The following is a 25,026-nucleotide window of genomic DNA, read 5'->3' on the forward strand; positions in this document are numbered from 1 at the left end:
CTAATCTGTTGTTTTCTTTTTATAAGTCAGCCATTCCTTTTTAAGGCTGAAATTTTCTTGCATTACAGAGATCATTTGAGAAGAGATGAGCCCCTTCAATATATTAAAAATTTCTTCGATGTTTTTCTGAGCAGAATAGTCGTTAGAGACCATTTTTTCTCTTTTTTCAAATAGGAGGGTCAGTAGGCCTGAAAAAATAGAAGAATGAAAAAATTCTGCCGATGGCATGTTTTCTAATATACAGAGGTGTTTTGCCATCGCCCTGCTTTCTTTTTCTAATGATTTTCTGTCAATATCAGGGTAAACAGTGAGCAGAAAAAAAATAATGCTGTAATGTTGTAATATTTCTTTAATTCCAGATGCAAGGATTTTTAATGTCATCATGCCTGACGACAGATTTACAACGAAGTGATGGTTTTTATTTTCAACGCATTTTTGACGAATCAATTCGTCCATCAATAAATTTAATGCCTCCAGCAACTGCTTCTCGCTGTAATAAAGAAACCAACGAATTTTAAAAACAGGATATAGCAGAGTGATTTGTCTGATGATTTCTTGACGGCTGATATTATGATGACAAAGCACCGTCGTTGCGATCAAAGAAGGCAAGATCAAGAGATGTTGAATGTTATTACGATAATATCTCATCAAAGGTACCTGTTCTTTAGGCAAGCAGATCCTCTCATGAGGATGATTTTTTTGAACGACAAATTTATTCATATGAAGTGCATGATCTAGTAACTCTTCCGGCATTTGATCTGTCACAGAGCTGTATTGATTGTGCGGAGCATGGCGCATAAGTTGTAAATAACAATTCAGCTGTTCAAGTAGCTCTGGACGTGTCAATGCCTGGTTCTCTGACGCCAGTAAAGCGGTTGAACAAAGATTAATGGCGTTGATCGCCGCTGCATGATTAATGTTGATCATGATTTGATAGGCCAAATCTTTGACGGTAGAGGCCAACCAATGAGGTCGTGTTGCTTCAATTTTATTGATAGGTCTAATAGATTCGCGCCAATCAGGAACATTTTTATCAAGATAAAGTTTCAATTGGATAGGCTCACCAAAATTAACATACCCTTGACCCAGATGACGCAATTGACGTAGTCCCCCTATCATTTGGAAAAAATTTTCCTTTTTTTTACGCTCTCCCCTTAATTCTTTGGTATAGCTCAATACTTCTATGACATGTTCATAGCCAATATAAACAGGAATCAATGTAATTGAGGGAGAGATATCCCTTAACATGGCTTGAATGGTCATGGATAAGGTGCCTGTTTTAGGTTCAAGGAGCAGGCCAGTACGAGAACGTCCCCCTTCAATAAAATATTCTACAGGGTAGCCACCTGTAAAAAGTTCATCTAAATATGCACGAAATATCGTTGAATACAGTTTGTTTCCTTTAAAATTACGCCGAATAAAAAAAGCGCCTAAACGACGAAAAATGGCCCCCGCGGGCCAAAAATTCAGATTGATGCCCGCCGCAATATGGGGGGTAGCCAAGCCCTCATAATAGAGAACATAAGAAAGCAATAGGTAATCCATATGACTACGATGGCAAGGAACATAAACAATACTGTGTCCTTTGTACGCCAGCTGACGTACGCAAGCCGCGTTGTGCACATGAATGCCTTGATAAAAACGATTCCACATCCACCCCAATACACGATCAGAAAGGCGTATGGTTTCATAAGATACCTGAGACGCAATTTCTTTCATCAACCTCAGCGCATTATCATGCGCTTTTTGAGGCGATATTTTTTTTGAACGTGCTTCGTCTAAAAGTGCTTTTTCGATGGCTTCAGAGGAGAGTAATTTTTTAAAAAGATCAGAATGAACAGGTAAAGCCCGACCCACACTCGATAAATATTGACGAAAAAAATGTATTCGAGCCACTCGGGCCAATTTATAGACGATGCGGAGATCTTTGCTATGAGCGTTGATAATTCGCGATAATGAGATGGGATTGGAAAAATGTACAAAGCTATCCCGGCCTAACCAAAAGGCGGTAAAAAATTTTTGGAGCCGGTTTATTTTTCGGTTTTGACAAATGGAAATGGGACGTCTTCCAATCATGACTGACACTGGCAATATCGTGATATCTAGTGTTGAATTTTTAGAATACAAGCCAAGATAACGGGAAAAAAGTGTTTCGGCAGATGATGGACTATGACCGTGGGATTCTTTGATATCATCAATGAAAAGATATCTGGGAATCTGTATCTCATCTATCTTTAATGGTGTCAATGGATCGGGTAAACCCTGCTTTAGGGATTCTTCTCTTAAAATGATCAAATCCATTTTAGAACGGGAGGGTAAGATATAAAAGATAGGAGATGAAGAATCAAGGCCTGAATCAGTCACAAAATTTTTAGGGATTAATTTACTTTTAATAAAAATTTTTACAAACAAATACAGGGATTGATAATATATTTTACACCGATCTGACATGGGAACCTAAAAACCTTTTTGGTCATTCACTTTTTAATAAAATCAGTAGTAGACTTCTATTAAGGTCCACTACTGACTATGATTTTTACATCGTATTTTTTATGAATCCTTTTATAAACCAGTGTGGGCGCTACTTTGCGCCACACTGATTTAAGGCGAATCAATATTTTGCAAATCATCTGCAATCGCCTTCGCATTCGGATTTATCTCTGGTTTTAATATTCCTCCGTGCGCCAAAAAATCATAACGCTGAAAATACGCTTTCTCTACCACGGAATAAGGATCTGATGAATTCATCAATAAACCTTCAGAATTGAGTAATCTAGCACGGGTTTCTATCCCTTGGAGCACCCATTTTCCAGCAAACATCCAGGTCGTTAGATAACTGAGCAAAGGATAAGTGGTGTCTACCCATTGCCCTGCATCTTCACGAAAGGTAAAACTGCCATAAACCGGAAAAACAAAATAAGGTCCGTAACCGGCATGGTAACGGCCTAATACAGAACCAAAACGATAAGGAAATTCTTTTGCCAGCTGCGGATGCGCCATACTGGCAATATCAATTAAACCGCCCATTCCTAAAAATGTGTTTAAAAAAAATCGACTAAAATACTGCATGGCTTTGTAGGGATTAGCCACTAAAAGCGCATTAACCATACTGGCAGGTTCTTCGAGATTACTTAAAAAATTGCTTAAGCTATTACGTGCAGATTGTGGAACATAATTCTGCCAAAAAACAGCCAAAGGCCGAGTCAAATGAGGGTCCAAAATTCGATAATTCAAATCAAACATCGATCTATTAAACTTTTCTACACCACTTAATGATTGAGGTTGCCCCGAACTTTTTTGATGGCTTTGGTTTGAAGAATAAGAATGGCTACAACCTGCTAATAATAAACTGGTACAAATCCACCCAATCAGTCTCAGCTTCATATTCGTTTATCTCCTAAAACCAGGTTAATAGAAGGGTAAGTCTTCTGAAGAGACTGAAAGATTGTTTTTGCCAAAAAATAAAATGATAACCACTGAATTTTATGATTTTGTCGATGATCTTTTGAGATCAGAAACATGTTCAGACAGATATTTTGCGACGCCATCACTGGAAGCTTGCATTCCTGATTTCCCTTCTTCCCACTGCGCAGGGCAAACCTCTCCATGAGTTTGATGAAATGCAAGGGCATCAACCATGCGCAGCATCTCATCGACATTACGCCCTAGAGGAAGATCATTGACAACCTGATGGCGTATCACTCGATTTTCGTCAATCAAAAACGAAGCACGGAGAGCAACACCGGCTTCTGGATGCTCAATGCCATACCCTTTTTGAATCTCTCTTTTTATGTCGGCTACCAAAGGATAAGATACCTTTCCAATCCCGCCTTTCTCGATGGGGGTGTTTCGCCACTGCTTGTGAACAAAATGAGAATCTAAAGAGACCCCGACCAGTTTAGTATTGCGATTTTTAAATGCTTCATTACGCTCATGAAAAGCAATCAGTTCTGAAGGACACACAAACGTGAAATCCATTGGCCAAAAAAATAAAACGCACGGTTTATCTTTGATATAAGACCAAAAGTTAAAATTTTCGGTCACTTCTCCGTTTTCTAATACGGCGGGTGCTGTAAAATCCGGAGCAATATAAGTCACTAAAGTCATATTAAAATTCCTGATGATAATCTCTCGACTTTTTTCAGAACCAAATGAAGATAAGGGTTCTTTAGTCAAAAAAAGTCTAATGAATGAAAATGAAATAAAAAAGAGTTTTTTTTCGACCGATATTCGCATTTTATGTAAATGATTCTATCTAAGTCATCTTTTCTTGCGGCTTAAGCCGGCTAGCTTTAGACTTGTTAACCCTATTTTAAGCGAAAATGTTTAAAAAGAGCGAATAATTCAAATTTTTTTTAAAATTATTTTGTATCAAAAATCAAAATAAGTCTTTCAAAAAAGTTCATGAATTTATTGTGATCTTTTAAATTAACCCTATTTTCATTTAACACTGAAATTTAAAAATGCGTTTATCTGATTTCTCTTTTGAATTACCTGAATCTTTAGTAGCACAGTATCCCTTAGAAAAACGTAGTGACTGCCGCTTGCTTTGTTTAAATGGGGAAACAGGAACCATGACAGAAGGGGTTTTCACGGACTTGCTCTACCAACTCGAACAAGGCGATTTGCTGGTCCTTAATAACACCCGAGTGATTCCCGCACGGGTGTTTGGCCGTAAGCCCAGCGGCGGAAAATTAGAAATCTTAGTAGAAAGAATATTGGGCCCTAATCGCGTTTTGGTTCATCTTAAATCCTCTAAAACACCAAAATTAGGCGCTCAGTTTTTATTAGGCGATACAGCGAACATTCCGGTGACTTTAATGGCTCGTCATGCTTCTTTGTTTGAATTGCGTTTTGACGTTCGGGAAGACGTCTTAATGCTTTTGCAAAGCATAGGTCATATTCCTTTACCTCCTTATATTCCTCGAGCCGATGAACCAAAAGATCACGAATTATATCAAACCGTTTATGGTCAACATTTAGGCGCCGTGGCTGCGCCTACGGCGGGTCTTCATTTTGACAACCCCCTTTTAAACGCGTTAAAAGCCCGTGGAATTGAAACTGCTTTTGTGACCTTACATGTTGGCGCAGGGACTTTTCAACCCGTGAAAACAGATAATATTACTGAGCATGTCATGCATTCAGAATATGCAGAAGTCAGTCAAGAAGTCGTCGATGCGGTATTAGCCTGCAAAGCACGAGGAAAAAGAGTGGTAGCGGTAGGAACCACTTCCGTTCGTTCGCTCGAAACCGCCGCTCAAAAAACGAAAAATTCCTTTTTAACGCCTTTTTCAGGAGAAACCTCCATTTTTATATACCCTGGCTATCAGTATCAAATTGTGGATGCCTTGATCACAAATTTTCATTTGCCGAAATCGACCCTGATTATGTTGGTCTGTGCCTTTGCGGGCTATCAAAATACCCTACGGGCTTATAAAAAAGCGATTGATGAAAAATATCGCTTTTTCAGCTATGGAGACGCCATGTTTATTACCCATAATCCGAAGGCTACTCAAGAAAACAGAGTGAAAAAATAGATTAGACCTGAAATCTAAAAACTAACACAGGACAAAATGTGAAATATCAACTCCAAAAAACTGATGGACGCGCCCGTCTTGGCAAACTGATCTTTGAACGAGGTCTGGTAGACACCCCCGCTTTTATGCCTGTAGGCACTTATGGTTCTGTTAAATCGATGACTCCAGATGAAATCACAGAAACCGGTGCCCAGATTATCTTGGGCAATACCTTTCATCTTTGGCTACGCCCAGGACAAGACGTGATCAAATTACATGGTGATTTACATGATTTTATGCAGTGGCAAGGACCCATCCTCACCGATTCAGGAGGATTTCAAGTTTTTAGTTTAAATTCCATGCGTAAAATTGAAGAGAAAGGGGTCTCCTTTCGGCATCCTTTAAACGGGAGTGAGATATTCCTGAGCCCAGAAAAATCGATGGAAATTCAATTGGATTTAGGCTCAGATATTGTGATGGTGTTTGATGAATGCCCTCCTTATCCTTCCGACCTAAGCTACATGAAAAGTTCGATGGAGATGTCATTGAGATGGGCAAATCGCAGCCGTGAACACTTTAACAATCTGAACAACAAAAATGCGCTGTTTGGCATTATTCAAGGGGGCTTGTCGCTTGAATTGCGTGAAACCTCGTTACAAGGCCTGTTACAAATCGGGTTTGACGGCTATGCCATAGGTGGCCTTGCCGTAGGAGAGCCTAAAGAAGAAATGTATCGTGTTCTCAATTTTTTGTGTCCACGGATCCCTGACAATAAACCTCGATATCTGATGGGCGTTGGAAAACCAGAAAATCTGGTCGAAGGGGTTCGGCGGGGCATTGATATGTTTGATTGTGTAATGCCTACTCGCAATGCCCGAAATGGACATCTTTTTGTTACACATGGGGTAATAAAAATTCGCAATACTCGATACAAAACAGACATATCGCCTCTTGATCCCGACTGCGATTGTTACACCTGCCGCCACTATAGTCGGGCTTATCTACATCATCTTGATCGCTGTAATGAAATACTCGGTGCCCGTCTTAATAGCATACATAATGTACGCTACTACCAACGTTTAATGGCCGACTTACGTCATGCCATTTATGAAGAAAGACTGGAGTGCTTTGTTGAAGAGTTTTACAAAAAAATCGGCCTTTCTATTTCATAAGTTCATAAGTGAGATAAATGGTGAATATCAGTTTTAATTCTGAGTGACCAAAGTATAATAAGGAATAGCAGTTTGAATACTGTAGAAATCCTTGTTTTTAAACAGTAAGAGAAGCGAGTAATATCTCAATATTAATTTTATCATGAGGACATTTGCATGAATATTTTTTCACAAGCCTTTGCTTCTACATCAGAAGCGCCTCAAGGGAATCCCTATTCTTTGATTATTATGCTCGTTATATTTGGTTTGATTTTTTATTTTATGATTTTGCGTCCACAGCAAAAAAGGACCAAAGATCATAAAAAACTGATGGATTCCATCAGCAAGGGAGATGAAGTTTTAACAACAGGTGGTTTAGTAGGTCATGTCAGTAAAGTCACAGAAACAGGTTACATTGTGATGTCTCTTAATGATACAACTGAAGTGACTATTAAACGTGATTTTGTGGCTGCTGTTTTGCCTAAAGGCACGATGAAAAACTTATCCAGTTCATCGTAAAATTTTGTTTTAGATGCCAGAAATATAAAGCGTGTTTTGTCGAATAACATGCGTTTTTTGTTAAAACGGCAAATAAATTTAGATTTTTTAAAAACCCCTATGCAGAGCTATAAAATCTAATCCTTTATTTTTTTAGGGAGTTGCCGTGCTAAATCGTTATCCGTTGTGGAAGTACGTGATGTTGATTTTTGTCATCTTGCTGTCTTTTCTATATGCATTACCTAATTTCTACGGTGAAGATCCTGCAGTTCAGATTACAGGCGTTAGAGGGAATGCCGCAAGTGAATTAACATTAAATCAAGTACATGATATTTTAAAAAAAAATCATCTTACCAGCCAATCTATAGCATTAAAAAATGGTACTATTCTGGTGCGTTTTAAAGATCCTAATGTTCAGTTAGCCGCACGTGATGTATTGATTTCAATCTTGGGCGATAGCTACGTGGTAGCTCTTAATTTAGCACCAGCAACACCAATTTGGCTCAGAGCTTTAGGCGCAGATCCCATGAAATTGGGGCTGGATCTCCGTGGAGGCGTTCATTTTTTGATGGAAGTCGATATGGATGCAATCCTAAGTAAACTGCAAATACAAAATATGGATAGCTTGCGCAGGGAACTGCAAGAAAAAAATATCACTTATACACAGATAACGAAGCAAAATAGTACCCATGGTTATGGGATCGAAATTGACTTTTCTGACGCTAAATCACGTGATGAAGCGATGTCTTATCTTTCTTCCAGACAGAAGCATATGCTGATCAATGCTGATAGAGGTAACAAATTAAAAGCGTTGATGACAGCGGATCGTTTACGTGAAGTACGTGAATATGCTGTTCAACAAAACATGACTATTTTACGTAATAGAGTCAATCAAATCGGAGTCGCAGAGCCTCTGGTTCAAAGACAAGGAGATCGGATTGTAGTCGAATTACCCGGTATCCAAGATACTGCCCGAGCTAAAGAAATATTAGGCGCAACAGCCAGTCTGGAATTCCACCTGGTCAATACCAAAGTGACTCCTGAAGCTGCAGCAATCGGAAGAGTGCCTGCAGATACTGAAATTAAAAAAGACAGAGATGGGCGTCTTGTTGCTTTATACAAAAAAGTGATTATGACTGGAGATCATATTACAGATGCTTTTTTTGGCATTGATGAATATAACCGCCCTCAGGTCAATATTTCTCTTGACAGTTTAGGCAGTGCCATTATGTCCGACTTTACGAAAGATAACATTGGCAAATTGATGGCAAGTTTATATGTAGAGTACAAAGACAGTGGTAATAAAGATATCAATGGAAGACCTATTTTGGTCAAACAGGAAGAAGTGATTAACGCTGCTAACATCAGCTCACGTTTTGGAGGGCGTTTTCAGATCACAGGAATTGGGACACCGTCAGAAGCGCGTCAATTGGCTTTACTCTTGCGTGCAGGTGCTTTGATTGCCCCTATTCAAATAGTAGAAGAGCGCACTATTGGCCCAACTTTAGGGGCACAAAATATTTCACAAGGCCTAGATGCCTGTTTGGCCGGTTTGGCCGCTTCCATTTTGTTTATGGTGGTTTACTACCGCAAATTTGGCATGATTGCGAGCACTGCCTTGCTTGTTAATTTAGTATTGATTGTGGGGGTGATGTCTTTATTACCTGGCGTCACGCTTACAATGCCTGGTATAGCAGGGATTGTTTTAACATTAGCCGTTGCGGTCGATGCCAACGTGCTCATTAATGAAAGAATCAAGGAAGAGCTGAGAAATGCACGTTCGATTCAACAAGCCATACATGAAGGTTATAAAGGCGCTTTTTCCAGTATTATTGATGCCAATATTACTACTCTGATCACGGCTATTATTCTCTATGCTGTAGGAACGGGATCGATTAAGGGATTTGCGATTACGACAATCATTGGCGTGATCACATCCATGTTTACGGCAATATTAGGGACTCGCGCCATCGTCAACATGCTTTATGGTGGTAAGCGTATGAATAAATTGTCTATCTGACTGATTTACATGAAGGAATATTAAGTGTCACAAAATTACACTGTTGAACAACTTAATTATGGTCGTAAAGTCTACAATTTTATGCGTTGGGCCAACTTGGCTTTTGGAGTTTCTTTTGTATTAATGGCAGCTGCCGTTCTTGTCATCTCCATCAAGGGTTTTAACTGGGGTTTGGATTTTACCGGAGGGACGGTTATCGAGATCACCATGGAACAACCTGCGCCGCTCGATCAAATACGGGATGCATTGAAAATAGCTGGTCTGGTAGGACCTGTTGTGCAAAATTTTGGTACCACTCGAGACCTGATGATACGCATGTCGGCAAAACACAATAATGCAAGCCAAGAGCTGGGACAAAAGATCATTACTATTATTGATCAATCAACGAATCAAAAAACGACCCTAAAACGAGTAGAATTTGTCGGACCCAGTGTGGGTTCAGAATTGGCGCAAACAGGAAGTATGGCATTACTGGTCGCTTTATTATCTATTCTCATTTATGTGGGCCTGCGTTTTGAGTGGCGTCTTGCATTAGGAACCGTACTTGCTTTAGGTCATGATGTAATCATTACGTTAGGTATATTGTCTTTGTTTAAAATCGAAATTGATTTAACCATTCTTGCATCATTGATGTCTGTCATCGGATATTCCTTAAATGATAGCATTGTGGTTTCTGATCGAATTCGAGAAAATTTTCGTCAAATTCGTCGAGGAACATCCTATGAAATTATCAATGTTTCCCTTACACAAACCTTAAGCCGTACCATTATGACCTCAGCTACCACCTTGATAGTGGTATTCATGTTGTATCTGTTTGGGGGTGCCATGTTACACGGATTTTCTCTGACTATGCTGATAGGCATCTCTATTGGAACTCTTTCTTCTATTTATGTCGCCTCCGCCTTAGCTCTAAAACTGGGCATGAAACGAGAACATATGATCCAGCAAAAAGTAAAAAAAGAAGGCGAGGATCAGCCTTCTTTGTTACCTTGATCTATTATTGACTTATTCATAATAGTTTCTAAAACGTCTTTTGATTTATTAAATATTTTTATTTTATTGCCCCGAGCAGAACGACGCAAACGCTGTTCTTCTGGCGATAACTCTAATTCTTCTTGGCAGATTGCACTGCAACAGCCCGAAAATTTTTCACTGCAAATAGCACACTGAATAAATAACAAGTGGCAAGCCGAATTGTGACAATTAACATGTGTGTCACAAAACTGCTCGCATTGATGACAGTGAGCAATAACCTCTTCAGAAACACGTTCTCCCATTCTTTCATCAAAAACAAAATTTTTACCGATAAAATGTAAAGGCAAGTCCTTTTTTTTTGCTGTTCGAACGTATTCGATGATTCCGCCCTCAACGTGATACACATTTTTAAAACCATGATGTAATAAATAAGCGCTGGCTTTTTCGCAACGAATTCCGCCTGTGCAATAAAGTACCATTTTTTTTTCTTTATCCTCTTTTAGCATATCAACAGCCATGGGGAGCTGTTCCCTAAAGGTGTCAGAGGGCACTTTGATGGCATTTTTAAAATGGCCTACTTCATATTCATAATGATTTCTCATATCCACAAAAAGGGCATCTGGATCTTTTATCATTTCATTGACTTCGTGTGCCTTGAGGTATTGACCTGTATGAGCAGGATTAAACGTCTCATCTTCTATGCCGTCGGCAACAATACGTTGGCGGACTTTCATCCGTAATACCCAAAAAGACCTTCCGTTATCTTCTAAAGCTGTGTTGAGGCGTATTTGATCTAATGCAGGATGCGCATTAAAAAGGGATGCCTTAAAATCATTATAATGATCAATAGGTACACTAATTTGAGCGTTGATACCTTCTTTAGCAATATACACTCGCCCAAAAACACTGAGTTGGTTCCATTGAGTATAAAGTTTGTCACGGAACATACTGGGATTATCCAAAGCAAAATATTTATAAAAAGAAAGGGTTTGACGTTCTTGGTTTTCAGCCAGCATCTTTTCTTTGAGTTTTTGATTGGAAATTCGATTGTGTAACACGGGCACGCTGTAATTTCTCCTTTATGGATAAGAGGGTGAAATCTATTGAAAATAGATAAAATGAGCAGGAGTGTCTAATAAGCTGGAAAGAGGATCAAGTGATTTGTTTTCGCTTTCCTCTTTTATTTTAAATAAGTATCAAAAATAGCGCGATTTATCTCTTCTAGATTTTTAAGAATGGTTTCAAATTTTTCTTCAATCATTTGTTTATTCGGTGAACTTTTTTGGCACTCTTTTTCTAATTCTCGACAACTTCCCGCCAATTCATTTGCGCCAATAATATGTAAAGCGCCTGCGATTCTATGTAAGCACTGCGTGAAACCAGGCCATTTAGCCTCTTCTAATAACACCTTCGCTTGTTTCATATCCGAAATATTTTCATCACGAGTGGTCATCAAAAGCTCGCGTAACATGACCGGATCTTCTTGAGTAAACTGATTCAAAGTCTCCATACTCACTAAATTATTTAATGTATTTAATGGCTCCGCTTTTTTTTCTAAACGGCATGCTAACTTATTTAACCAGGCATCTAATTGAGAAAGTCGAAGAGGTTTAAACAGACAGTCATCCATTCCTGCTGCTAAATAAGCCACTTTTTCTTCTTCTCTCGCATGAGCGGTTAAACCTAAAATGATCAGAGGTCCTTTGCTGGCTTCACGGAGGTGACGGGTTAAAGTCGGTCCATCCATCACGGGCATGCTGCAATCTGTGATCACCACATCAAAAACATCATTTTTCCAAAGTTCTAATGCCTGAACCCCATTCTCTGCCACAACTACCTGGTGACCCAGACGAGTCAGCTGACTTTTTAGCAAAAGGCGATTTGCAGGGTGATCATCCACTACTAATATGCGTAAGGAAAAGGATTTCTGAACATTTTCGCTGATCAACTGTTTTTCTTCTTTTGCCTGATGAATATTGGCCCGACATTGTATCGGTACAGATAACTCAACACAGGTTCCTTGATGAAGCTCACTGTTCAACTTAATGCTTCCGTTCATCATCTGCATTAATTGAAGACAAATAGATAGACCAAGACCTGTACCGCTTTGTTTTTTCCCAAAATCAGACTGGCTGTAAGGCTGAAAAACCCATTTTTGGTCTGCTTGACTGATGCCAACACCCGTATCTTTGACTTTAACTTCTAACCTTTGTATCTGATGAGTTTCCAGGGGTTCTTTTTTAGATATACATTTAACCAATACATCCACTGAACCTATTTCAGTAAACTTAATCGCATTGCTGAGAAGATTTGAGAGCACCTGGCGAAATCGCATGGGATCAATATAGACTTCATCAGGATGACCCGTTTTAATCTCACAACTGAGCCTTAAATTTTTCTGTCGAGCTAAGCCATCAAATACCTTTACCACCGGTAAAATGAGTTCATGAAAAGAGACCCATGCTGGATTCAACTCCAATTTTCCAGACTCAATTTTTGCCATATCAAGAATATCGCCAATTAAACCCAATAAACTTTGTGCGGACTGATAGGCAACATAAATCGGCTCATCATCAGAAACGACATGCTCTTTACTCGTCACGACCAATTCCAGCAAACCGATAATGGCACTGATGGGTGTTCGTATTTCATGGCTCATCGTCGCCAAAAAAGTACTTTTAGCACGATTTGCCTGTTCCGCTCGTTCTCGAGTGATGGATAATATTTTTAATAAATTTTCATATAACGTCATGTCTTGCCAGCTACAGATAAGACCTGCTGGTTGGCCTGTTCTATCAATAAAAGGCACAGCCTGATGCAAAATAATACGATTTTCAAGGCCATTATTCACCGTATAACGTTGAGCAGATACCGTTTTTTCTATAGAAGGATTTTTAAAAATGTTTTGCAATGAAGGATAGACCGCTGACAAGGGATGTGAAAAAGAGGATAAAGGAAATTCAGTCAAATCCATTTTTTTTTGTTCAAAAAACACATTCCAGGCTTGATTACGATTGATGATATATCCATCACGATCTACGACATAAACAGGCACAGGAATACTATTCAATAAAGTTTCACGAAGGGTGACTTCTTCTTGTAATTTCAACTGGATGGTGTGTCGGCTCAAAATTTCTCGCCGTAAATAATAAATCCACATCAGTGAGGTAAGCACTAACACACTAAATAGCCCCGCTAACAAATAAAATTCGGTGCTATAAAAGTTCCAGCTATATAGCTTTACATCAGGAGCGTCTTGCCATTTATTCACAATAAGTGAAATCTCTCTCGGGCTGATATCGATCAAAGCTTTATTCAGAATACTATTAAGTTCAGTGTTATCAGGGTTAACACCAAAAGAAATCACAGACGATAATTCGCTTAGGCGCTTCGCTATTTTTAATTTACCGCGAAAATAATGGTCAATCATATAATTTGCGCCTATTAAATTATATACAACACCATCCACTTTATTTCTTTCAAGCATTTCTAAGGCTAAGGTGGTATTTTCTATTGGAATTAACATAATTTTTGGATAATTTACTCTTAACCATTCAATAACATGGCTGCCAGATGTCACCGCCAATTTGATATTGTTTGATAAAAAATTTGCGCTGATTGGAGTATCTCGGGTGACCAACACAGTTGGCGAAGACAAATAAGGTCGGGTAAGCAGAATTTTTTGATTTCGTGAATCACTATAACTAATGGCAGAAATAATATCCCCTTTCCCTTTTTGTAATAAATTCATCATTTCAGTGACAGAATGAACCTTGACTGGTAAAAAATCCAGCCCCGTGCGTAAATGGATTAATTCCAGAATATCGGCGGAAATACCGTGAAATTTCGATGATTCATCAAAAAAAGTAAATGGACTATATAGGGGATTCACTAATACTTTCTGCTGTCTATTTTGCTCAATCCATTCTTTTTCTTTTTCTGTCAATAATGAAGAGAATTGACAATGTCTGGCATCAAATCTTTGGCTCCACTGACGAAAAATACTCTGACGTTGCGTTATAGGAATGGATTTCAAAACCGTATTGACCCCTTTCAAAAAAAGGGGGTCATTTTTTTGCATTAAAAAATAAGATCCAATTCTTTGTTCAAAATAAATATGTACCACATTCAAAATGTTTTTATAGTTGTTTTCAATAAAAAAATTAGCGGAAGCCAAATTACCAAGAAAATAATCGTTATCACCAAAAGCAACAGAAGAAATAGCGTCATAAACGGATGAATAGCGTGAAATGTTGGCGTTGGGAAATTGATTTTTAAGCCAATTTTGATCTACATAATTTTGGGATAACGCTAAACGTATGGAAGTTTTATTTTGCTGCAGGTTAGGATCGGTCATTTTTCGAGATACCAACGCCAGATGCTTAGGCATAAAATGCGCACTCTGACTGAAATGTTCATTTTTTTCATCCAATTCACCTGCATCACTAATCACCATATCTACTGAACTTGCAGACAGTGCCTCTAAGGCTTCCTGACGGCTTGGATAGAGTAGAACTCTAGGCTTTAAACCAAGATAATGTGCGATTAAAAACATATAATCTGCTGAAATACCTTCAAATTTTTTACATTCAAACATAATACTAAAGGGAGGATTTTGCGGGGGATAAATGGCGACTCGTATTTCTTTTTTATTTTTGAGATTTTCTTGAACATCATCGTCTAGTTGTAATTGAAGAAAAGGCATTTTTTGACGGCTAATAATATCTACTTCTCTAGGAATAATGGCGAATGCACTATTAGAAGAAACAAAAAATAATATAAAAAAAATTAATATAAAAAACTTTTTCATAAAAAGATAATATCTATTAAAATGAATAATTCATATTTCTTAAGAATAGACGTAATTTCAAAATTTAGCTCTATTGTTTTATCTCCCTCATCGAGGCTATATTAATGCGTTTTTTTGTTATCGGGTGCGAAGCCTCTTCTTTAAACAAAGCAATAGAGGATGTGAAATATTCATTTAGCCATTTTATGGAGACAATCATGAAATCACTGTTTAAAATTCTTTTATTTACCACTACTACAGCATTGACCTTTAATATGACACAGGCCTTCGCAACTGAGACTTCCAAAGCACCAGTGGTGAATCATAAAAATCAAGATGCTTATGCATTGGGTACTTCTTTTGGCCGATACTTGAAGGAGCAAGAAAAATTAGGCATTAATCTGGATAAAAAGGAGTTAATGCAAGGTCTGGAAGACGTATTCTCTAATACGAATAAATTAACGACTGAAGAGATGGAAAAAACTTTAACCCTCTTTCAAGAAAAAGTAAAAACCGCGATCGGGGCAAAAATGGAAAAAGATTTTGAAAAAAATGTGTCAAAGGGCGGTGAATATAGTGAGAAATTCTCTAAAGAAACAGGCGTGAAAAAAACACAAAGTGGTCTTTTATACAAAATTGAGAAAGCAGGTAATGGTAAAGCGCCTAAAGATACTGACACTGTCGTTGTTCATTACATAGGATCTTTGATAGATGGCACTGAGTTTGATAATTCTATAAAGCGTGGTGAGCCTCTTTCTATTCCTTTAAATAATCTTATCGTGGGTTGGAAAGAAGGTCTTCAGAAAATCGGCAAGGGGGGCAAAATCAAATTAGTGATACCTCAACAGCTCGCTTATGGTAAAAATCCGATTTCTACCATTCCTGCAGGTTCTACTTTGGTCTTTGATGTTGAATTACTTGATATCAAACCGGCTTCTGAAACTAAAGTAGACCCATCTGAAGGCACAAAGCAATAAATCAGCTCAAATAGGCGACTCAGAAACTGACTGTGATAAACAGTCAGTTTAAATCAATGAAAAAATTAAGCTATTGTTTACTGGTAACAGGCCCTCCATATGGTACAGAACAAGCAAGTAGTGCATATCAATTTGCAAAAGCGTTATTAGATACAAAACATAGATTAATCAGTATATTTTTTTATCAAGACGGTGTTTTTAACGCAAATCGGTTTGTAACACCTGCCAGTGACGAGTTTGATTTGGTGCGTGAGTGGCATCAATTGGCACTTGATCATCATATTATGCTTAACGTTTGTATTTCAGCCGCATCACGTCGAGGTGTCGGGTGTCTGCAACAAGAACAAATTCAATCGTATTCATCCTCTTACAATTTACAAAATGGGTTTACTCTGAGCGGTTTAACAGCTTTGGTAGAAGCTCTGTTAACCTGTGATAGAGTGATCCAATTTTAAATTTAAAGAAAACATGAAATCCATTGCTTTTATTTTTACTCAAGCTCCGCATGGGTCAGCAAATGGCAGAGAAGGGCTTGATGCTCTTCTCGCCACTTCTGGATTAATTCAAAATCCAGAAAATACCATAGGAGTATTCTTTATTTCAGATGGTGTTTTACAACTTTTACCCCAGCAGAGACCAGAAATGATTTTAGCAAGAAATTATATTGATACCTTTGGTGTTTTAACACTGTATGATGTCAAAAAATGCTATATCTGTTTGCACTCATTAAAAGAGCGTGGATTAAAAGAATTCGGACATTGGGTTCTCGATGTGGAGGTTTTATCTGCTGGTTGTTTGCGTAAAAAATTAGCGAATTATGATATTTGTTTAACATTTTAATGGCATGAAATCGTGTTATATACTCTAAGCCGTTCGCCTTATAGAGCTGATTGCCTGGCCTTATCTCATTTTCTTTCAAAGGACGATGATCTGCTTTTTATGCAGGATGGTGTAATTGCTTTGTTAAATAAAAGTTATTTTTTTAAATGTCATGAATTAACAAATGTATTCATTTTGGAAGAAGATCTGATGGCTCGTGGATTACAGTTTTTCATGCCAAAAGAGGCCAGGAGAATTAATTATCAAGATTTTGTTCAGCTTACGATCAAACATAAACAACATATCGCTTGGTAAACTCGAGAAAAATCACATCCCATTCATTGAATTTTACTTTCCATGATCCCAATGTGTTATTAAATGATTCAATTTTGACAGTAATTGTGCTTATCTCCCGTGTCGATTATCCCGAAATACATTCAACAACAGCAAACGTGCAGTTAGCTCGAAAACCGTGATTGATATCCTCGGCCTCAAGACCGAGGGTTGACTGCACACAGAATAATAATCATAGAACGCTGAGAATAAAAAATTGTTAGAGAATCATCATCTGTCAATAGATAGACTAAGAAAACAGCCTATTAACAGCCTTATTTCACAGGAAGAGTTAGAAAAAAAACTACCCATTTCAGATGCAATAGCAAGCCAGGTGATCAGCGGGCGACGACGTATAGAAAAAATTCTTGAAGGTAGAGATCCCCGTTTATTGGTCATTATAGGCCCCTGCTCTATTCACGATTCTAATGCGGCTATTGAATACGCGACCCGAATGAAGACATTAAGCGAGCAGTATCAAAATCAATTAGAAATAGTCATGCGGACCTATTTTGAAAAGCCTCGTACTGCAGCAGGTTGGAAAGGAATGATTTCTGATCCATTGCTGGATGGCTCTTCTCAGGTGAATCTGGGCATTGAAATGGCCAGAAAAGTGCTTTTAGATATTAACCGTTTGGGTTTGCCTACCGCCACTGAATTCCTGGATATCATCATGGGGCAGTATATTGCTGACTTGATCAGTTGGGGAGCCATAGGAGCACGTACGACTGAAAGTCAGATCCATCGCCAGATGGCTTCTGCTCTATCTTGCCCTATCGGTTTTAAAAATGGCACTGATGGCAATATTGATATTGCTATTGACGCTGTTCGTGTGGCCAGTGCAAGCCATATTTTTGTCTCTCCTAATAAAAAAGGGGAGATGACCATTTATCAAACTTTAGGTAATCCTTATGGTCATGTCGTGATGAGGGGGGGTAAAAAACCCAATTACAGCGCAAAAGATATTGCTCTAGCATGTCATAAGTTACGTGACTTTCATTTACCAGAGCATGTTGTGGTAGATCTTAGCCATGGGAATTGTCAAAAAAGGTATCGCCATCAGTTAAGCGTTTCTCACAGTATGGCTGAGCAAATTCGTTCTGGTTCTAAAGCAATATTAGGGGTTATGATAGAAAGCTTTTTGATAGAAGGATCTCAACAAATCGTTCCTGCAAAACCGTTGATCTACGGGCAATCCGTCACAGATTCTTGTTTAAGCTGGTCAGATACTGAAGATCTTTTATACGAATTATCGGAAGCAGTAAAGGCGCGTTTTTAATTTATTTTTATCAAGATTCAAGAAAGCTTTTATTTCTGACACTCTCTGAAATTTGATAGAAAAAATATCACCATCGGCGATTTTAAACACATTTTTTTGATGATGAGAGATTTTGTCTGCATGCCAGCTCAATTGAATAAATATCATATATTGCTATTAAATGGTCCAAATCTCAATTTGTTGGGATTACGCGAACCAAAACAATATGGCAGCCTCTGTTTAGATAAAATGATCGACCTGCTAGAAGCAAAAGCCAAGACAATCGGGTGCCAATTATCTCATTTACAATCCAATGCAGAGCATGTGTTAATCGAAAAAATTCATGCATCTCAAGATAACGTTGATTTTATTCTCATCAACCCCGCAGCATTCACACATACCAGTGTGGCCTTGCGCGATGCCTTGCTCGCTGTCAAAATTCCGTTTATTGAGATTCATCTGTCTAATGTGTACGCCCGTGAGCATTTTCGCCATCATTCTTATTTTTCGGATATTGCGGTTGGTGTCATTTGTGGTCTAGGCGTAAACGGTTATGATTGTGCGTTACAGGCAGCGGTGAATCATTTATCTGCATCTTTTGCGTCCATCAACAGAGTATAAAATAACATTTATGGATATTCGAAAAATTAAAAAATTGATTGAATTGGTTGAAGAACACGACATTTCAGAGCTGGCCATTTCTCAGGGTGAAGAGTCAATACGTATTAATCGGTCATTACCGACTTCCGCAGTGGCAATGGTACCCGCGCAGTATTCCACAAATTCTGGTGTCATTTCTGAACCAGAGACGAAAGAAACTTCTGTGTCTCTTGAAGGTCATATGATTCGTTCCCCTATGGTCGGCACTTTTTATCGGACCCCCAGCCCAGATGCGAGCCCCTTCGTTGAAGTCGGCCAAACAGTTTCAATCGGCGATACCCTTTGTATAGTGGAGGCCATGAAAATGATGAATCAAATTCAGGCGGATCAATCGGGAGTCATTAAAGCCATTTTAATAGAAAATGCGCAGCCCGTTCAATTCGACCAACCTCTTTTCATCATGGAATAACAAGGCCCATTATGTTTGATAAAATTGTGATTGCTAATCGTGGCGAGATTGCTTTGCGAATTTTACGCGCCTGTAAAGAATTGGGTATTAAAACGGTGGCTGTGCATTCGACTGTTGATCGTGATCTCAAGCATGTTCTTTTGTCAGATGAAAGTGTCTGTATCGGTGAAGCGCCAGCCCCTAAAAGTTATTTAAATATTCCAGCACTGATCTCTGCCGCGGAAATTACAGGAGCTGATGCCATTCATCCTGGATATGGTTTTTTAGCCGAAAATGCAGATTTTGCAGAGCAGATAGAATGCTCAGGTTTTGTTTTTATAGGACCTAAAGCCGAGACTATTCGTTTAATGGGAGATAAGGTTTCTGCCATCAATGCGATGAAAAAAGCAGGTGTGCCGTGTGTTCCAGGCTCTGATGGCCCCTTGGGCGAAGACAATATTCAAAATAGTCGTTTTGCAGAGCGTATTGGATATCCTGTGATCATTAAGGCCTCTGGAGGCGGCGGCGGGCGGGGTATGAGGGTGGTACACACCGATAAAGATTTGGCGCAGGCCATTAGTATGACTCGTGCAGAGGCGAAAGCCGCCTTTAATAATGACATGGTTTATATGGAAAAATATCTTGAAAACCCGCGCCATATAGAAATTCAGGTTTTAGCCGATAAACATGGCAATGCCATTTATTTGGCTGAGCGTGACTGTTCGATGCAGCGTCGTCATCAAAAAGTCCTTGAAGAGGCCCCTGCTCCTGGGATTACTCACGGTATGAGGCGGAAAATTGGTGAACGCTGCGTACAAGCCTGTCAAGATATTGGTTATCATGGTGCTGGCACTTTCGAATTCCTGTATGAAAACGGAGAGTTCTATTTTATTGAAATGAATACCCGTATTCAGGTTGAGCACCCAGTCACTGAAATGATCACGGGCATTGATTTAGTCAAAGAACAGCTTCGTGTTGCTGTAGGGCATCGGCTTTCTTTTCAACAAAACGATGTCGTGGTGCGAGGCCATTCTCTCGAGTGTCGTATTAATGCCGAAGACCCGAATACGTTTTTACCCAGCCCCGGAAAAATAATGCGTCTTCATGTTCCTGGAGGATTTGGTATTCGTTGGGACTCACATATTTATGCAGGTTATACTGTCCCTCCTGATTATGATTCCATGATAGGAAAACTCATTACTTACGGAGAAACTCGTGAAGTGGCGATTGCACGTATGAAAAATGCCCTTTCAGAAGTGATTATTGAAGGGATCAAGACGAATATCACATTACAAGAGCGAATCGTTAATGATGACCATTTTCAAAGAGGGGGCTGTAATATTCATTACTTGGAAAAAAAATCAGGATCACAATAAAACTGATAAAGGTTTTACTAATATGAGGGATTACCCACAAAATTACGATGTTATGGTAGTAGGTGGAGGGATGGTAGGCGCTGCAGCTGCACTGGGATTAGCTAAAAATGGTTGGTCTGTTGCTGTATTAGAACCTGTTGCTCCAAAGTCTTTTGATCCTGAAAGCCTACCCGATCTGCGTATATCTGCTTTAAGTGGCCGATCCGTTGATTTATTAAAAAAATTAAATGTATGGGGGCGAGTCATAGCCATGCGCTCTGCGCCTTATCGACGTTTGGAAACATGGGAGTGGGAACAAGCCCATGTATCTTTTGAAGCCGATTCTATCTCACGATCAGAATTAGGGTTTATGATCGAAAACCCCTTGTTACAGTTGGTTTTATGGCAAGAAATAGAGAGATGCTCTAATGTGACGATTTTTTGTCCATCTCGGCTTGAAAGCATGCAAAAAACCGGGAAAACCTGGCAGTTAACTTTAAATACAAAAGCAAAGCTAAAAACGCCTTTAGTGATCGGCGCTGATGGGTTGCATTCCAAAGTGCGACTGTGGTCAGGGATAGGAAGCACTGGATGGGAATATCACCAGTCCTGTCTGTTAATGATAGTAAAAACAAACCAACCACAGCAGGATGTCACCTGGCAGCAATTTTTTCCTTCTGGCCCTAGAGCCTTTTTGCCTTTATGGGATGATTGGGCTTCTTTAGTCTACTATCATCATCCAAAGCATATACAACGATTACAGAGAATGTCGTCTTCTGAGCTTCATCAGCATGTGCATCAAAATTTTCCAAAAAAATTGGGCAACGTTTCTATTATGGCGACAGGATCTTTTCCTTTAACACGTCATCATGCGCACAGTTATATCCAAGCTGGGTTGGCATTAATAGGGGACGCTGCTCACACTATTCACCCTTTAGCTGGGCAAGGTGTGAATTTGGGCTACAGGGATGTGAGCGCCTTGTTGGAGGTACTTCATGAAGCACGTAGTAAAGGGGAATGTTGGTATAGCCATCAGGTGTTACTGCGTTATCAGCATCAACGTCAATTAGATAATTTCCTTATGCAAAATACAATAGACCTATTTTATAATACTTTTAGCAGCACTTTATTGCCTATGAAGCTCGCCCGTAATCTCGCTTTATTTGCGGCTGAGCGTGCTGGCAAATTAAAAAGAAAGGTGCTGGAATACGCGCTGGGTTATTAAATAGTAATTGAGTGGTGAAACGAAACATTAATCCAAATCCTGATTTGAATATAAATTCCAATAAATTATTCAAAATTGTGATGAAATGGTTATGATATACACACAGATGGAATGGTGATAAGCCCGTTTGTCATTGAGGTTGTCAAATGATAATAAAGAAATTGATAAAATTTTTGAGGATGTTGTCTATTTTTATTGCGCCCATCATACTGAGCGGCTGTGATGTTACTTTGATGAATCCTCAAGGAGCCATAGGGATTGAACAAAAAAAATTAATACTGACCTCCGTGGGGTTGATGTTAATTGTTGTAATTCCTGTGATTTTGATGGTGTTCATTTTTGCCTGGAAATACCGTGAATCTAACAAAAAAGCAACATATTCCCCAGACTGGACTCATTCCAACAAAATTGAATCTGTGGTTTGGATTATCCCTATTATTATTATTGCCATTCTTGGCGTCATCACCTGGAAAAGTGCTCACGAATTAGATCCCTATAAACCTATTGTAAACAACAAGCCCGCTATGACGATTGAAGTCATTTCTCTTGATTGGAAGTGGTTGTTCATTTATCCCAAAGAAGGGATTGCCACAGTGAATCAATTGGCCTTTCCGATGAATGTGCCTATTCATTTCAAAATCACCTCTGATTCGGTGATGAATTCCTTTTTTATCCCTCAATTAGGCAGCCAAATTTATGCCATGCCTGGTATGCAGGCACAACTGTACTTAATTGCTAACAAACCCGGTCAATACGAAGGAATCTCAAGTAGCTATAGTGGTCGAGGATTTTCGGGGATGAAATTTACGGCCATCGCCACAAAAGATGAATCAGATTTTCAGCACTGGGTGTCAGAAGTCAAGAAATCCCCTCATACTTTAAATACTTTTCATGATTTCAATCGATTGGCTCAGCCCAGTGACCATCATCCTGTGACCTATTTTTCTGTTGTGAAACCTTTTCTTTTCCAGGACACCATTAAAAAATTTATGGGCGATATGAATATGCATCAGAATATCGAAATGCATCAAACACATGAGGCTCTGCACTCTACAGTGGAGGAATAAAAAATGCTCGGAAAACTCACTTTTGACGCGATCCCTATCCACGAACCTATCATTATGGTGACTTTAGCCGTCATTATGCTAGCAGGGTTGTCGCTGCTATCAGCCATCACTTATTTTGGTCGATGGACATGGTTATGGAGGGAATGGCTGACTTCTGTGGATCATAAAAAAATTGGCATCATGTATATTATCGTCGCCATGGTCATGTTGTTACGGGGATTCGCCGATGCCATTCTGATGCGTAGCCAGCAGGCACTCTCTTCTGCAGGCGAAGCAGGTTTTCTGACCGCCCATCATTATGATCAGATTTTTACTGCTCATGGCGTGATCATGATTTTTTTTGTGGCGATGCCTTTAGTGATTGGTTTAATGAATTTGGTGGTGCCCTTACAGATCGGCGCCCGAGACATGGCTTTCCCCTTCCTCAATTCTCTAAGTTTTTGGCTTTTTGTGGCGGGAGTGGTTTTAATTAACCTGTCTTTAGGCATCGGCGAGTTTGCTCAAACAGGCTGGCTGGCTTATCCGCCTTTATCCGGTAAAGAATACAGCCCTGACGTGGGGGTAGACTATTGGATATGGAGCTTGCAGATTTCTGGGATGGGGACTTTGCTTACGGGCATTAATCTTTTTACGACCATCCTGAAAATGCGAGCACCTGGCATGTCAATGATGAAAATGCCTGTCTTTACCTGGACTTCATTCTGCTCAAACATCTTGATCATTATTGCCTTCCCTATTTTAACTGTCACCATCGCCTTACTGACACTAGATCGCTACCTGGGCACCCATTTCTTTACAAATGAACTGGGCGGTAACATGATGATGTACATCAATTTAGTCTGGGCCTGGGGTCACCCTGAAGTGTATATCCTCGTGCTGCCTGTGTTTGGTATTTTTTCTGAAGTCACGGCCACCTTTTCAAGGAAACGGTTATTCGGGTATACCTCCCTGGTGTGGGCAACGATTGTCATTACTTTTTTAGCCTTTATTGTTTGGCTCCACCATTTTTTTACCATGGGCTCTGGGGCGAATGTCAACGCCTTCTTCGGGATTGCGACCATGATTATTTCTATCCCTACCGGGGTGAAAATTTTCAATTGGCTCTTTACTATGTACCAAGGACGTATTCATTTTAACTCAGCGATGTTATGGACCCTGGGTTTTATCGTCACTTTTTCTGTGGGCGGAATGACTGGGGTATTACTGGCGGTGCCGGCAGCGAATTTTGTGTTGCACAATAGCCTCTTTTTGATTGCGCACTTTCATAATGTGATTATTGGAGGCGTGGTATTTGGCTGTTTTGCCGGCCTCACGTATTGGTTTCCCAAGGCGTTTGGATTTACCTTAAATGAAAAATGGGGCATCAGGGCATTTTGGTTTTGGCTGATCGGTTTCTTCGTCGCCTTTATGCCCCTATACGTGTTGGGCTTGATGGGGATGACCCGTCGTCTGAGCCAAAATATTAATCCCCAATTTCATCCTCTGTTGATGGTAGCCGCAGGAGGTGCTGTTCTGATTGCCTTTGGTATTCTCTGCCAGTTGATCCAAATTGTCGTCAGTATCCGTGATCGTGAAAAAAATCGGGATTTAACAGGAGATCCGTGGGGAGGACGTACCCTGGAATGGGCGACCTCCTCTCCTGCGGCTTTTTACAATTTTGCGGTGGTGCCAGAAATCAAAAGTCGTGATGCGTTTTTTGACATGAAAGAGAAGGGAGAAGCTTATCCACGTCCAGAAAAATATGCAGAAATACATATGCCTAAAAATAGTGCAACAGGGATCATTATTGCCGCTTTTAGTGTCATTTTTGGTTTTGCCATGATTTGGCATATCTGGTGGCTGGCGATAGTGGGGGTGATAGGGATGGGCGCCACCTGGATTGCAAAAAGTTTCGACCAAGATGTGGATTATTACGTGCCCATTTCAGACATTGAGCGTATTGAAAATGAACATAATGAATATCTGAGTAAAGCGGGTCTGAATCAGGTCAACTGA

Annotated in this window: 21 protein-coding genes; 16 read left to right on the forward strand and 5 right to left on the reverse strand. The window is 39.4% G+C overall.

The window, feature by feature from the left end:
* From plsB to AACL23_RS03860, 3 genes are all read right to left on the reverse strand, one after another.
* Entirely contained in the window at positions 1-2,451 is a 2,451-nt protein-coding gene (gene plsB, locus AACL23_RS03850) for a glycerol-3-phosphate 1-O-acyltransferase PlsB (protein ID WP_339050242.1), read from the reverse strand.
* Positions 2,452-2,601: 150 nt separating this feature from the next.
* Complete coding sequence (gene mlaA / locus AACL23_RS03855; RefSeq protein ID WP_339050245.1) at positions 2,602-3,384, reverse strand: phospholipid-binding lipoprotein MlaA; 783 nt, start codon at positions 3,382-3,384, stop codon at positions 2,602-2,604.
* A gap of 99 nt (positions 3,385-3,483) precedes the next feature.
* Positions 3,484-4,107 carry a peroxiredoxin C gene (locus AACL23_RS03860; RefSeq protein WP_012737827.1) on the reverse strand — a complete coding sequence of 208 codons (624 nt, stop codon included), beginning with the start codon at positions 4,105-4,107 and terminating at the stop codon, positions 3,484-3,486.
* A 356-nt stretch (positions 4,108-4,463) separates the two neighbouring features.
* On the opposite strand from AACL23_RS03860, the gene queA reads away from it, so the two are divergent.
* The 5 genes from queA to secF all read left to right on the forward strand — a co-directional run bounded on the left by queA (position 4,464) and on the right by secF (position 10,178).
* On the forward strand, positions 4,464-5,537 hold the full coding sequence (gene queA / locus AACL23_RS03865) for a tRNA preQ1(34) S-adenosylmethionine ribosyltransferase-isomerase QueA (protein WP_339050248.1): 1,074 nt from the start codon (positions 4,464-4,466) through the stop codon (positions 5,535-5,537).
* Positions 5,538-5,575: 38 nt separating this feature from the next.
* Complete coding sequence (gene tgt / locus AACL23_RS03870; protein WP_100095952.1) at positions 5,576-6,688, forward strand: tRNA guanosine(34) transglycosylase Tgt; 1,113 nt, start codon at positions 5,576-5,578, stop codon at positions 6,686-6,688.
* A 156-nt stretch (positions 6,689-6,844) separates the two neighbouring features.
* Positions 6,845-7,186 (forward strand): preprotein translocase subunit YajC, encoded by a 342-nt coding sequence (gene yajC, locus AACL23_RS03875; protein WP_012737824.1) that lies wholly within the window; start codon positions 6,845-6,847, stop codon positions 7,184-7,186.
* A 145-nt stretch (positions 7,187-7,331) separates the two neighbouring features.
* Positions 7,332-9,185 (forward strand): protein translocase subunit SecD, encoded by a 1,854-nt coding sequence (gene secD / locus AACL23_RS03880; protein WP_100095951.1) that lies wholly within the window; start codon positions 7,332-7,334, stop codon positions 9,183-9,185.
* Between the two features lie 24 nt (positions 9,186-9,209).
* Positions 9,210-10,178: a protein translocase subunit SecF gene (gene secF / locus AACL23_RS03885; protein ID WP_100095950.1), complete on the forward strand. Its 969-nt coding sequence runs from the start codon at positions 9,210-9,212 to the stop codon at positions 10,176-10,178.
* Here secF and AACL23_RS03890 read toward each other — a convergent pair.
* Both AACL23_RS03890 and AACL23_RS03895 read right to left on the reverse strand, forming a co-directional pair.
* A complete protein-coding gene (locus AACL23_RS03890) occupies positions 10,157-11,224 on the reverse strand; it encodes a rhodanese-related sulfurtransferase (protein ID WP_339050252.1) in 1,068 nt (355 codons plus the stop codon). The genes secF and AACL23_RS03890 overlap by 22 nt on opposite strands.
* Before the next feature lie 116 nt (positions 11,225-11,340).
* Positions 11,341-14,970, reverse strand: coding sequence for a transporter substrate-binding domain-containing protein (locus AACL23_RS03895; protein ID WP_339050254.1), 3,630 nt, complete (start codon positions 14,968-14,970; stop codon positions 11,341-11,343).
* A gap of 197 nt (positions 14,971-15,167) precedes the next feature.
* On the opposite strand from AACL23_RS03895, the gene fkpA reads away from it, so the two are divergent.
* From fkpA to cyoB, 11 genes are all read left to right on the forward strand, one after another.
* On the forward strand, positions 15,168-15,926 hold the full coding sequence (fkpA, locus tag AACL23_RS03900; RefSeq protein WP_012737819.1) for an FKBP-type peptidyl-prolyl cis-trans isomerase: 759 nt from the start codon (positions 15,168-15,170) through the stop codon (positions 15,924-15,926).
* 56 nt (positions 15,927-15,982) lie between these two features.
* Positions 15,983-16,381: a sulfurtransferase complex subunit TusD gene (tusD, locus tag AACL23_RS03905; protein ID WP_339050257.1), complete on the forward strand. Its 399-nt coding sequence runs from the start codon at positions 15,983-15,985 to the stop codon at positions 16,379-16,381.
* A gap of 13 nt (positions 16,382-16,394) precedes the next feature.
* On the forward strand, positions 16,395-16,766 hold the full coding sequence (gene tusC / locus AACL23_RS03910; RefSeq protein WP_012737817.1) for a sulfurtransferase complex subunit TusC: 372 nt from the start codon (positions 16,395-16,397) through the stop codon (positions 16,764-16,766).
* Between the two features lie 12 nt (positions 16,767-16,778).
* Positions 16,779-17,060, forward strand: a complete 282-nt coding sequence (tusB, locus tag AACL23_RS03915; RefSeq protein WP_095033757.1) for a sulfurtransferase complex subunit TusB — start codon at positions 16,779-16,781, stop codon at positions 17,058-17,060.
* Positions 17,061-17,295: 235 nt separating this feature from the next.
* The gene (locus AACL23_RS03920; protein ID WP_339050260.1) at positions 17,296-18,357 is read left to right on the forward strand and encodes a 3-deoxy-7-phosphoheptulonate synthase; all 1,062 of its coding nucleotides are present in this window, start codon (positions 17,296-17,298) and stop codon (positions 18,355-18,357) included.
* A gap of 120 nt (positions 18,358-18,477) precedes the next feature.
* On the forward strand, positions 18,478-18,957 hold the full coding sequence (gene aroQ / locus AACL23_RS03925) for a type II 3-dehydroquinate dehydratase (RefSeq protein WP_234810998.1): 480 nt from the start codon (positions 18,478-18,480) through the stop codon (positions 18,955-18,957).
* 10 nt (positions 18,958-18,967) lie between these two features.
* Positions 18,968-19,405 (forward strand): acetyl-CoA carboxylase biotin carboxyl carrier protein, encoded by a 438-nt coding sequence (accB, locus tag AACL23_RS03930; RefSeq protein ID WP_095033756.1) that lies wholly within the window; start codon positions 18,968-18,970, stop codon positions 19,403-19,405.
* 11 nt (positions 19,406-19,416) lie between these two features.
* A complete protein-coding gene (gene accC / locus AACL23_RS03935) occupies positions 19,417-20,760 on the forward strand; it encodes an acetyl-CoA carboxylase biotin carboxylase subunit (RefSeq protein WP_100095947.1) in 1,344 nt (447 codons plus the stop codon).
* A 22-nt stretch (positions 20,761-20,782) separates the two neighbouring features.
* Positions 20,783-21,964, forward strand: coding sequence for a 3-demethoxyubiquinol 3-hydroxylase (ubiF, locus tag AACL23_RS03940; RefSeq protein WP_339050266.1), 1,182 nt, complete (start codon positions 20,783-20,785; stop codon positions 21,962-21,964).
* Positions 21,965-22,110: 146 nt separating this feature from the next.
* A complete protein-coding gene (gene cyoA, locus AACL23_RS03945) occupies positions 22,111-23,031 on the forward strand; it encodes a ubiquinol oxidase subunit II (RefSeq protein WP_339050268.1) in 921 nt (306 codons plus the stop codon).
* A 3-nt stretch (positions 23,032-23,034) separates the two neighbouring features.
* A complete protein-coding gene (gene cyoB / locus AACL23_RS03950) occupies positions 23,035-25,026 on the forward strand; it encodes a cytochrome o ubiquinol oxidase subunit I (RefSeq protein ID WP_339050270.1) in 1,992 nt (663 codons plus the stop codon).

The sequence above is a fragment of the Candidatus Williamhamiltonella endosymbiont of Tuberolachnus salignus genome (genome assembly GCF_964019775.1).
Taxonomy (GTDB): domain Bacteria; phylum Pseudomonadota; class Gammaproteobacteria; order Enterobacterales; family Enterobacteriaceae; genus Hamiltonella; species Hamiltonella defendens.

Excerpts from the sequence above, each read along its gene's own strand:
- accB (WP_095033756.1), top strand. The coding sequence starts at position 18,968 with ATGGATATTCGAAAAATTAAAAAATTGATTGAATTGGTTGAAGAACAC.
- fkpA (WP_012737819.1), top strand. The coding sequence starts at position 15,168 with ATGAAATCACTGTTTAAAATTCTTTTATTTACCACTACTACAGCATTG.
- AACL23_RS03895 (WP_339050254.1), bottom strand. The coding sequence starts at position 14,970 with ATGAAAAAGTTTTTTATATTAATTTTTTTTATATTATTTTTTGTTTCT.
- aroQ (WP_234810998.1), top strand. The coding sequence starts at position 18,478 with ATGCCAGCTCAATTGAATAAATATCATATATTGCTATTAAATGGTCCA.
- cyoB (WP_339050270.1), top strand. The coding sequence starts at position 23,035 with ATGCTCGGAAAACTCACTTTTGACGCGATCCCTATCCACGAACCTATC.
- cyoA (WP_339050268.1), top strand. The coding sequence starts at position 22,111 with ATGATAATAAAGAAATTGATAAAATTTTTGAGGATGTTGTCTATTTTT.
- yajC (WP_012737824.1), top strand. The coding sequence starts at position 6,845 with ATGAATATTTTTTCACAAGCCTTTGCTTCTACATCAGAAGCGCCTCAA.
- tusD (WP_339050257.1), top strand. The coding sequence starts at position 15,983 with ATGAAAAAATTAAGCTATTGTTTACTGGTAACAGGCCCTCCATATGGT.
- ubiF (WP_339050266.1), top strand. The coding sequence starts at position 20,783 with ATGAGGGATTACCCACAAAATTACGATGTTATGGTAGTAGGTGGAGGG.
- tusC (WP_012737817.1), top strand. The coding sequence starts at position 16,395 with ATGAAATCCATTGCTTTTATTTTTACTCAAGCTCCGCATGGGTCAGCA.
- accC (WP_100095947.1), top strand. The coding sequence starts at position 19,417 with ATGTTTGATAAAATTGTGATTGCTAATCGTGGCGAGATTGCTTTGCGA.
- AACL23_RS03860 (WP_012737827.1), bottom strand. The coding sequence starts at position 4,107 with ATGACTTTAGTGACTTATATTGCTCCGGATTTTACAGCACCCGCCGTA.
- queA (WP_339050248.1), top strand. The coding sequence starts at position 4,464 with ATGCGTTTATCTGATTTCTCTTTTGAATTACCTGAATCTTTAGTAGCA.
- mlaA (WP_339050245.1), bottom strand. The coding sequence starts at position 3,384 with ATGAAGCTGAGACTGATTGGGTGGATTTGTACCAGTTTATTATTAGCA.
- plsB (WP_339050242.1), bottom strand. The coding sequence starts at position 2,451 with ATGTCAGATCGGTGTAAAATATATTATCAATCCCTGTATTTGTTTGTA.